The organism is Aeromonas dhakensis (assembly GCF_000820305.1).
Classification (GTDB): Bacteria; Pseudomonadota; Gammaproteobacteria; order Enterobacterales; family Aeromonadaceae; genus Aeromonas; species Aeromonas dhakensis.
Window position 1 is genome coordinate 1 of sequence record NZ_CDBH01000057.1, and the last position, 809, is coordinate 809.

The window sequence follows — 809 nt, forward strand, 5'->3', positions numbered from 1 at the left end:
CCGCTGGGCAACTGGAAGTCTGGCAACGGCACGCCATTGTCCGGGCCAACGGGTTTAAGCACATGCGACAGATATTGAACATCTCCCTGTAAACCGGGGGCAGCTCCCGAGCCCTGAGCCTGCGGCAGAGAGAGAGAAGGGCGCTGGGTGGTGGTGCTGACCGGACCGGCATGGGCCTTGATCGTAACGTTATCGATCATGCCTGCAACAGTACCTGTTAGATTACCATTGGATGAAATAATAGCGGGGCTAGCACTACCATGTGTTACAGCATTATCAATCTTTTCTAGCTTCAACTGTATATAAAGTACCGGTCCAGCACATTGACCTCCGTTATAGATAAGGCACTTCTGTTCACCTGTAGCTTTATAAATAGCGACTTCAGCGTTTGAACCAAATTGATAACCTTTGTTTTCAATTTGTGATACAGCAAAAGAGATGTCACCACCGGAATTAACATAACTTGAAATGTTGGAAAAGAAATCAGCGTTGATTGACATACTTCCGCCGGAAAGCATTATCGCTGAAGCGCTATCAGCAACAACTTCTGATGAAGCAGCACCTAACGTTACAGAATATTCTTTTGCCATTTTTATAGTGGAAAACTGATATGACTCCCCACCCTCAATTGGAGTTATGTTAATTTCATTTTGATTAAGTGCAGATGTAGGTAACCATACATACACTGGTGGAGTTCTTTGATTACTCGGTTTCTCATTAAAAGTCGTAGTAAACACTGCTTTTATATTAGACACCGTACGAGCATGAATATATAAATTTCCATTGCCAGCATCAATCGTTCCAGATGC

The 809-nt window shown here is 43.9% G+C and carries 1 protein-coding gene; it reads right to left on the minus strand.

The features are described from left to right. Positions 1–809: hypothetical protein (locus BN1143_RS22660; RefSeq protein ID WP_197069875.1), on the minus strand; the 809-nt coding region annotated here is incomplete at both ends.